At 45.4% G+C, this 9,328-nt stretch carries 9 protein-coding genes; 7 read left to right on the top strand and 2 right to left on the bottom strand.

Annotated elements, in window-relative coordinates; translation table 11 throughout:
- From JHC35_RS06440 to JHC35_RS06415, 6 genes are all read left to right on the top strand, one after another.
- Window positions 1-1,083 (top strand): nickel-dependent hydrogenase large subunit (locus JHC35_RS06440; RefSeq protein WP_295043139.1); only part of this gene is annotated, 1,083 nt, incomplete at its 5' end.
- A 10-nt stretch (window positions 1,084-1,093) separates the two neighbouring features.
- Window positions 1,094-1,795 carry a cytochrome b/b6 domain-containing protein gene (locus JHC35_RS06435; RefSeq protein ID WP_295043137.1) on the top strand — a complete coding sequence of 234 codons (702 nt, stop codon included), beginning with the start codon at window positions 1,094-1,096 and terminating at the stop codon, window positions 1,793-1,795.
- A 144-nt stretch (window positions 1,796-1,939) separates the two neighbouring features.
- Window positions 1,940-3,862 (top strand): hypothetical protein, encoded by a 1,923-nt coding sequence (locus tag JHC35_RS06430; protein ID WP_295043135.1) that lies wholly within the window; start codon window positions 1,940-1,942, stop codon window positions 3,860-3,862.
- A 147-nt stretch (window positions 3,863-4,009) separates the two neighbouring features.
- A complete protein-coding gene (gene hypF, locus JHC35_RS06425) occupies window positions 4,010-6,262 on the top strand; it encodes a carbamoyltransferase HypF (RefSeq protein WP_295043133.1) in 2,253 nt (750 codons plus the stop codon).
- A 69-nt stretch (window positions 6,263-6,331) separates the two neighbouring features.
- Window positions 6,332-6,889 (top strand): hydrogenase maturation protease, encoded by a 558-nt coding sequence (locus JHC35_RS06420; RefSeq protein ID WP_295043131.1) that lies wholly within the window; start codon window positions 6,332-6,334, stop codon window positions 6,887-6,889.
- Window positions 6,889-7,419, top strand: a complete 531-nt coding sequence (locus tag JHC35_RS06415; RefSeq protein WP_295043129.1) for a HyaD/HybD family hydrogenase maturation endopeptidase — start codon at window positions 6,889-6,891, stop codon at window positions 7,417-7,419. Before JHC35_RS06420 ends, JHC35_RS06415 begins: the two co-directional genes overlap by 1 nt.
- Here the strand turns inward: JHC35_RS06415 and JHC35_RS06410 are convergent.
- Window positions 7,409-8,092 (bottom strand): transposase, encoded by a 684-nt coding sequence (locus JHC35_RS06410; protein ID WP_295043128.1) that lies wholly within the window; start codon window positions 8,090-8,092, stop codon window positions 7,409-7,411. The two genes, JHC35_RS06415 and JHC35_RS06410, sit on opposite strands and share 11 nt — an antisense overlap.
- A gap of 30 nt (window positions 8,093-8,122) precedes the next feature.
- Window positions 8,123-8,872, bottom strand: a complete 750-nt coding sequence (locus JHC35_RS06405; protein ID WP_295043127.1) for a DUF481 domain-containing protein — start codon at window positions 8,870-8,872, stop codon at window positions 8,123-8,125.
- Window positions 8,873-9,009: 137 nt separating this feature from the next.
- On the opposite strand from JHC35_RS06405, the gene JHC35_RS06400 reads away from it, so the two are divergent.
- On the top strand, window positions 9,010-9,328 hold a 319-nt coding region (locus JHC35_RS06400; RefSeq protein ID WP_295043126.1), incomplete at its 3' end, for a copper-binding protein.

Raw genomic sequence — 9,328 nt, 5'->3', positions numbered from 1 at the left:
GTACAAGATATTCAAAATCCTGCACGTCTTGCACTCTTTAAACAATTGCTTTTAGATGCTCGTAAATTTGTCAAGCAAGCGTACTTACCGGATATCTATATGGCGGGAACCATGTATGCAGGCGAAGCAACGGATTCAAAAGCGACGTTCAGCGAGTTAATGGGCGGCAAAGGGGTCGGTGGAACCGGCGGCGGTCTTCTCAACTTTATGAGTTACGGTGATTTCCGTCTTGATGATACCGGTTTTTACAAATCAGCCCTTCTTTTCCCAAGCGGGGTAGTTCTCGGCGGAGACATCTCCAAAGTTGTTCCGTTGGATCAAGAGAAAATTGCCGAAGACGTCACCCACTCATGGTACAAAGGCTCTAAACCTCTTCATCCGTACGAAGGTCAAACCATTCCTGAATATACAGGATTGGATCGCCGCGATGACGGTATGGCATACTTGAAAACAAAAGAGAAATACAGCTGGATTAAATCACCGTTGTATGACGACACCCGTGTTGAAGTGGGGCCGTTGGCGCGTATGGTTATCGGGGTAGCTGCAAAAGACAAACGTATTACCAAATATGTAACAGAGTTCTTGGAACGCGGAAAGCTTCCTATCGCTGTTCTTTTCAGTACGGTTGGACGTACGGCAGCCCGTGCGATCGAGACGAATTTGATGTCAGATGTCATGGTTGAATGGATTGATGAGTTGACTGCAAACGTTCTTGCAGGTGACAAATCGACATGGACCGATTTTGATTTCGATAAAGTCAGCGTTAACGCAAAAGGTCGCGGTATGGCAGAAGCTCCGCGTGGAGCACTCGGTCACTGGGTACGTATCGAAAACGGAAAAGTAGCAAACTATCAAGCAATCGTTCCATCTACATGGAATGCAGCGCCGCGCGACCATAAAAACCGTCTCGGTGCGTATGAAGCAAGTTTGATCGGGACTAAAGTAGCCAACCCTGAACAACCGTTGGAAATCATCCGCACCATCCACAGTTTTGACCCATGTATCGCGTGTGCGGTTCACGTTGTCGACACCAAAGGTAAAGAGCTTGCTGTTTACAAAGTAGATACCTCTTGCAGTATCTAAGGAGCTAAATATGAAACAGGCTTATAAACAAGTCAAACGTATGACACCCGCAATGCGCATCATCCACTGGGTGAATGCGATTTCTATGATCGGTGCCGTCGTGACGGGTCTATATATCGGACACCCGTACTATCAAACATTTATCGCCGATGGTGCGGTGGATAAGTACGTGATGGCGTGGAACCGTTACGGTCATTTTATTATTGCGATTATTTTTGATGTTACGTCAGTCATTATCGCGTATCTGTACTTTTTTAGCCGTTTTGAAAAACCGTATAAAAAAGTCATTCCGAACGGGAAAAATATCGCTGAATTTAAAGCAGTCTTGTTGAATTTATTGACGTTGAACCGTAAAAAAGAGTTTGATTCATCTCATGCGGATAGCTTTAATACGGTTTATTTTACGATTTTCCATCTGCTTTTAGGATGGATGTTGTTGACCGGTCTTCAAATGTACGTACATGGATTGGAATCAGGAATGAGTTCAATCGGTTCATGGTGGCCATGGATGCTTCATCTCGTGACAGATTGGACGATTCCGGTATGCGGCGGGACATTGATGGATGTTCGTATTGCACATCACATGACGATGTGGATTATCCTTTGCTGGGTGGTATTTCATATCTACTACCAAATCTGGAGAACTATTTTCTGGAAAGAGGCAGATATCGCTATCGTTATCGGTGGATCGAAGTTTGTCAAAGAAAATTAAGTACCAATATCTCGTCATTCCCGCGTAGGCGGGAATCCAGCTAGACTCCCGCCTACGCGGGAGTGACGAAAGAATCATAGTCTTTTTATCACTTTCAAATATGAATGTGGTCAAAGTACTATACTTTATTATCAAAGGTCACTTATGGCATTCGCATTGGAGTTAGTTGCTCCGTTTTCCCAACCCACGATTAAAAATTACATCATTTCGATTATTCGATGTTTCGGACTTAAAGCAGTGGTCCATCAGCAAAAAAATAAAATTATTTGCGCGTTCGAGAGTACAGACGAAAAACTTCAGGCGTGTTTGGAAGAGATTGCTTCATCGCTTCCCGCATCCTGTTTTATGAGCAAGTCGGAATATTACGAGTTAGAGGGGGAACCTGAATCCGTTCCCGATTTCGAGGTAGAGTATCCAGTATCGCTGGGACTTTGTCCCTTATGCCAAAAAGAGATGTTTGATCCTTCCTCGAAACGCTACTATTACCCTTTTACTCACTGTACCCATTGCGGGGGGCAGTATGCATTTTTCGAAAAGTACCCTTATGTACGTGACAATACGACCCTTTCGTATATAAAACCGTGTCCAACGTGTGCAGAGGAAGCACAAAATGCGGGACGACGTGAAAAACAGGTGCTCAATTCCTGTCACTCGTGCGGAATACCGGTCAAGCTTCTCCATAAAGATAAAGAACGCTACGCAAACGATGCGGGCAGTTTTCGGACAATGTTTGAGGTTGCGGCCAAGGCAGTGAGGGACAATAAAACCCTCCTTGTTAAAACGACCATGGGGTATCGCTTGTTTTATCGTGCTGAGAGATTGAAACCCGGTGCGGTATTGATGCTTGCCAATGCGATGAAAATCACCGAGTACTGTTCACTGATCAATGATGAATTTAACGCATTGCTGAGTATCGAGCGCCCGATCTTACACGTTGCACTCAAAGATGAGGCTCTTCGCGAGACGTTCGGTGTATCGGTCGATGTTAAATATCCGGATGAGGGATTTTCGATACTGCTTGCCAAAGAGCTCACCCTTTTAGGACTTGATACCATCGTATATGAAGCGTTGGAACACCCGTGCGAAGCTGACTTTGTGATGGATTTTGATATTGAACTCAATCATCAAAGTGACATGAGACTTTTTATCAATAAAGACGTTAAATTTATCGCTTCGGGTGAGAGGGTATCATTTCCTTCACGACTTCCTTATGGTACCGATACCCTCAGTATTGCCCACGGATTGGTGGGGATTAGAGACGATCGAGGTATTTTGTTTGATCAAATAGGGCGATTTGAGTCGGCATCGACGTTCAAAGTCAATCAGCTCGAAAACGAAGAACCCTCCGTGCAATCGAATAATTTTCACACGATGGGAGCGGATGAAGCTTCGTTTATGTCGGTGATCGCCGAACATAATAAATTCGGCTCCAAAGTAGTCGGTGCCTATTTCGAGGGAGAACCGTCGTTTCTCTATTATGACGGTAAAAAAGTGATCCGCGTCGTCCCTCCGAAGCACTTTAGCTCAATAGGGCTGATCGATGCGCTGAAAACATTGCGTGAGGGATCGGATCGCCTTATTGAAAACGTCGAAAAAAATCATCCTGCCTTGTTCGATGTTTTGCTCCGTATTGAACAAAACAACGCGACATTGTTTGAAGCAACGGCGATGATCTTGGGACTTGAAGAAGAGAGTTTTGAGGGGGTTATGAAAGAGGCGTTGAAGTTCATCGGTAAAGGGGGGCTTCAAATCGATACCAAAGTAAATGATAACCGATTTGATCATGTCGCTTTTTTAGCCAGTATCATCAGTTACCGTCTTGCAGACGTAGGTTCAGTCTATTTGAGCTATTCTATCTTCGAATCTTTCGGAGACTATTTCAGCGAATTGCTCACTGAGATCAAAGGGAAAACCAAAGCAACGGAGATAGTGTTGTGCGGATCGTACTTTGCGGGGCAATCGCTCTTTAGCCGGTTGCAAAGAAATTTGAAAAATACGCCGGTTTTGATGAATACGAGTTATCCAATCGGGAAGGAAAATTGCGTTGTCGGCGGTAGTTTTTTATAAATTAATAAACACATTACGAGCAAAGCCCGCAATGTGGCAGGGACGCCCAACCGGTACTTTGTACATCGGTATGGGTTCCAAAGCTAAAAAAGCCAAGCAGTTGGCTTTTTTGACGCTTTTCACCCTTGCAACCCCAAAGAATGATTTATGAACACTCTTTTTATTACGATCAAAGGGATAGTGCAAGGGGTTGGATTTCGTCCGTTTGTCTATCGTGAAGCAACCCGTTATGGTATTCGCGGATTTGTCTGCAATACTCCAGAGGGTGTCGTGATCGAAGCACACGGGACGCAGTGTGAGTCGTTTATAAAAGCGTTGAGAGAAAACCTCCCAGGCAGTGCCCGTATCGACTTGATGAGCGTTGAAGAGTGCGAAGCGACAGACTATAGTGATTTTGAGATCCGTGAGAGCGCTTTGGGTAAAAGCAGTGTCGCTATCCCTCTTGATACGGCTCTCTGTCCGGCGTGTCAAGCCGAGATGGACGATCCGCTCAATCGCCGATACCGTTATCCGTTTATCAACTGTACCGATTGTGGTCCCCGCTACACCATCATCCAAACTCCTCCCTATGATCGCGTCCGCACCTCGATGAAGCATTTTACGATGTGCCCTAAGTGTGCCGCCGAGTACACTGATCCCGCGTCACGCCGTTATCATGCTGAACCTATCAGCTGTTCAGAGTGCGGTCCGAAACTCACCTTTTTGGATAATCGCGGAGATGAGATAGTTGGTGATCCAATTGCGCTTGCCGTAGACATGCTCAAATCAGGGAAAATCATTGCTCTCAAAGGGTTGGGGGGATTTCATCTGATGTGCGATGCCACTTCAGATAGTGCCATAGGGGAATTGCGTCGACGCAAACACCGCAAGTCCAAACCCCTCGCCGTGATGTTCGGCTCGATAAAGCAACTTGAAACGTATGTATCGATCAATCAAGTGGAAAAAAGCCATATTACGGGATCACACAAGCCTATCGTGATTGTGGATGCAAAAAAAGAGACGAACCTCTCATCCTTGGTTGCCCCCTATATCGATCGTCTCGGCGTCTTTCTCCCCTATACCCCGCTTCATCGGTTGTTGTTTGAGCGGATCGAATTCCCCCTCGTTGCGACGAGTGCCAATATTAGCGATGAGCCGATTATGATCCGATCATCCGAAATTGTCAATCGCCTTGGTCATGTCGTGGACGGAATCCTCGATCATGACCGTACCATTATCAATGCCCTCGATGATGCGGTGATCCAAATTGCCGAAGGGCGTGTGGTCATGCTCCGAATGGGGCGCGGATTTGCCCCACATACGATTGCGTTGCAATGCTCTTCCGACAAAGCCATCTTAGCCCTCGGTGCTCATCAAAAGAGCGCGATTGCTTTGGGGGTGAAAGAGAATATGATCCTCAGCGGTCATATCGGCGATTTGGGAAGTGTCGAAGCCGATAGCTATTTTGAGCGGACGGTGCAGACCTTTAAACGCTTTTACGAGGCGGAACCGAACCTTTTGGTGCACGATCTCCATCCTCACTACAGCACAAGCGTGTATGCACAGGAGCAAAAAAAAGAGCATTACGGCATTCAGCACCATTATGCCCATATTCTCGCGTGCATGGCAGAGTATGGATTGAGTGAAAAAGTGCTCGGTTTTGCGTATGACGGTACGGGATACGGAGAGGACGGGAGCCTGTGGGGTGGAGAGGTGGTGATCGCCGATGCACATGGCTATGAGCGCGTTGGACATCTCAAACCTGTTGCCCTTTTGGGTGGAGACAAAGCGATCAAGGAGCCACGACGGATTGCCCTATCGCTGTTGTTTGAGTGTTTTAGTCTGGGTGAGGTAATGAATCTGAAATCCCCTACGGTTGAAGCCTTTTTACCCCACGAGATCCGAACTCTGCATCATATGTGGAGTAAAAATATCAATGCTCCGCGAAGCTCTTCAATGGGTCGGCTATTTGATGCGGTGGCGTCGTTGGGCGGGTTTGTTCAGAGTCTTGATTATGAGGGGCAGGGGGGTATGATGATGGAATCGTTTGTCGATGATTCCATCATCGAACCATTCGCATTTGAGATTCAAAACGGTGTGATTGATGTGTCTAAAATGGTGAAAGAGATCATCTCCCTCAAAGGGGATAAAACCCAGATTGCGAGCCGTTTTCTCTCAACACTTGAAGTCATCATGGAGCATTTTGCACATATGCATCCCGAATTACCGATCGTTATCGGCGGCGGCGTGTTTCAAAACCGCGCATTGATGAGCCGACTCTATCGCCGATTTGAAGCAAGAGCCTTTTATGCCCAACAGCAAACGCCGATTAATGACGGCTCGATTGCATTGGGTCAACTTTATTATACTTTGCATAATCTTCCGCATCCGGAAGATGCGGATAGCTTTAGGGGGTTGTAGGGACATTTGTCCCTGCCACTTTTCGGGCTTTGCTCGGAAAGTGATATCAAAAATTACAAAAGGAAATTCATGAACGCTAAAGTAGCTCTGATCGGTTCAGGGAACGCATTTTTTATGGATGAGGGGATCGGGTTGTATGCCGGTAAATACTTCAAAGAGAACTTCACGTATGAGCCGCCGCTCGATGTCGTCGATGGGGGGACGCTGGGATTTCGTTTGATGCCACTGCTCCAAGAGTATGAGCATGTCATGATCGTCAATACCAGCTCCGATGATGCGTTGGCGGCAGGGACGATAGTGGTGATGAGCGGTGATGAGCTGATAGGGCATCAGGGGATTAAAAAGACGGCGAACGAAGTAGAGATTACCGAGATGCTTCAAATCTGTTCAATGGCGTCACACTGTGCGCAAACCACGATGGTGAGTATCGTCCCCGAAGATATCATCAGCGTCTGTGTCGATGTGACTCCTGCCTTGCGTGCGCATTGGGAGAGCTACATCGAGATAATCGTAGAGCAACTCGCCAAATGCGGTATCACCGCTACACCTAAAAGTGAGGTCATGAGTTTGGATGAGATCATCGAGCAGTTCGCCAATCCGAGCATCGAACACTCCAAGGGTTTCTGATGAGTACGGTAGTATTAGGGGTCGGCAATGTTCTAGAAGAGGATGACGGCGTCGGGATTTACGCGTGTGCCTATCTAAACGCCAACTATACCTTCACCCCTGACATAGAGATCATTAACGGCGGAGTCGAGGGGATCAATCTGCTCAACCTCTTTATGGAGCATGAGCGTATCATTATCCTCGATACGATCAACCTCGACGATGAAGCGGGAAGTGTCTACAATATCCCCTCCTATGAACTCAGCGGTTATGGGCTCAATAGCGGAGGGGCTCACGAAGTGGGGGTGATGCAGTGTTTGGATATGATGGAGCTGATGGGGCATTCGCTCCCCGAATCGAACGTTATTGGGATTATCCCCAAAAGTATCACGTTTCACATGGGGCTGAGTAAGACATTAACACAACGATTCAACGACTATATAAATACAGTTATTAACACCTTAAAAACTATAAATATCAGTTCAAAACAAAACGAATCGCAAAAAAGTTTGGAAACAATTATCGACGAGTTTAAATATCCTACACGGTAGGGCGAAAATAGAGCTGCTCTAAAATTTCGGAACGTTTTTCAAGAGGGGTATTGAATTTAAACTCTGCCTCTTTTAGGTAGTAGGGGAAGTGCTCAGTGCTTACCCCTTTAAAAGCAGTAATAAAGTGTTCAAAATAGTGCCAAAATTTGGTGATCGCATTGTCATGTTCGGAAATCTTGATGATTTTGCTGGTTCGCATAAATTTTGAAAACTCTTTATGATAGATCTCTTCGAGATTATCGGCTACAAATTGCTGTTTGAACATCCCTAGAGAGGGCATGAGCAGAGTATAGACTTTTTCACCGTAGCTGAAGGTGAGAAAATTATGGGCATCGAAAATGGCCGATTTATCCCCCCTTTTTGATTTTTCAATGTAAAGATACTCTTCGTATTGGGAATCGGCACTACGATTCTGATGATACTGCTCTTCACAGTATTGGGCACATAAGCGACGAAATTTTTGATAGTAATTCAGGACGCCGACATAGCTGAGATCAAGCGATTTGGATGCAGAATGGGCATTTTCGTCGTGACAAAAAGCATCGAGAATATTTTTGATTTGATTGATCCGTGCGGGGCTGTATTTTTTTTTGCAGACGGAGCATTTGACCATACCGTCGCCAAGTTGATAGAGACGGTGTTTGCAGTAGATACAATGGCTCGTTTTATTCATAAGAGACATTGTAGCAAAATAGTGTTTTGACTAAAACGACCAAAGCAGACTGGTGACGTAGGCACTGTCAGCTTTTTTGACATTCACCGCAGGAGCGCTGTCATAACCGTATTTTGCCGTGAGGGTAAGATTGAGTTTTCCGTAAATCGGTACGATCAGCTCCAACGTTTGCAACGAGACGAAATCGGAGGTATCGTTGAACTTCGGTTGAAAATAACCCAAGAAACTGAGCTTGGTCGTGTTGGTAAAGGTTTGGGTCCATGCAAGATAGCTGTTAAGACGGCTGTTATTTTCATTCGGATTGATTAGCGGATGGGCATAATCGATTTGTTCCAACATTGCATCAAATCCAGCATACGCTTTTCCCCACTCTTCGGAATTGAGAAATCGCCAGCGTAAACCTGCACCAAGGAGAGAGCGTTCGTTGATATCTTTGAATTTGTCCCGTTCGGTTTGGACGAAAAACTCGCTTGTCCAAATTTTGGCATCATCTATGGCATGGATATAGCGCAGATGAGCGTAGATTTTGTCTTCGTTTTTGGTTCCGTTGGATTTGCCGTAATCATAGGTTAGTGCTCCCCATGTGACGTAATCACTCCCTTGATCGTATTGTGCACGTAACCCTAGAGAGTATTCATCGTTTTCGGTGTTGCCGCTTTTGGAGCTGAGTGATCCCGAAATGTTGCCGCTTAAGCCGGGTTTGGCACCGATGTCCACGGGTGCGATGGTGACGAGAGCAAACAAAGAGGTAGAGAAAAAAAGAAAAAACAGAGCGCGCAACGTGTGACCTTTGAATGAAATAGAGGTGAAATTATAACTGATGCACAGATAGTCGTTGTTAATATTGTTATTATTAGGTTAAATGAGCAGATTGTCTTGTATGATAGACTGCTCTTATAAGATAAAAAGGAGAGTCTATGAAAACAAAAATTCTTAGTGTTCTATCTATTGCCATAATGGCAGTGAGCCCAATGATGTGGGGTATGGATATGGGTGAACATCATTCTCACCCTAGCAATACGGTAATGTCAGAACAAACGATTCATGCAAGTGGAACCGTAAAATCGATCGCCGATAATCATGAAAGTTTACGTATTTTTCATGACCCGATTCCTGCACTTAAGTGGCCTTCCATGAATATGCCTTTTGAAGTGATCGATCATGAGTTGACGCATCCTTTGAGCGTTGGTGATAGAGTCGATTTTGAGTTTATTCAAAAAGATGGAAAAAATATTA

The sequence above is a fragment of the Sulfuricurvum sp. genome (assembly GCF_022759005.1).
Classification (GTDB): Bacteria; Campylobacterota; Campylobacteria; order Campylobacterales; family Sulfurimonadaceae; genus Sulfuricurvum.
This window is presented reverse-complemented; position numbering and strand designations above follow the sequence as displayed.

Coding starts and splice junctions, on each gene's coding strand:
- JHC35_RS06435 (WP_295043137.1), top strand. CDS start 1,094: ATGAAACAGGCTTATAAACAAGTCAAACGTATGACACCCGCAATGCGC.
- JHC35_RS06430 (WP_295043135.1), top strand. CDS start 1,940: ATGGCATTCGCATTGGAGTTAGTTGCTCCGTTTTCCCAACCCACGATT.
- hypF (WP_295043133.1), top strand. CDS start 4,010: ATGAACACTCTTTTTATTACGATCAAAGGGATAGTGCAAGGGGTTGGA.
- JHC35_RS06420 (WP_295043131.1), top strand. CDS start 6,332: ATGAACGCTAAAGTAGCTCTGATCGGTTCAGGGAACGCATTTTTTATG.
- JHC35_RS06415 (WP_295043129.1), top strand. CDS start 6,889: ATGAGTACGGTAGTATTAGGGGTCGGCAATGTTCTAGAAGAGGATGAC.
- JHC35_RS06410 (WP_295043128.1), bottom strand. CDS start 8,092: ATGAATAAAACGAGCCATTGTATCTACTGCAAACACCGTCTCTATCAA.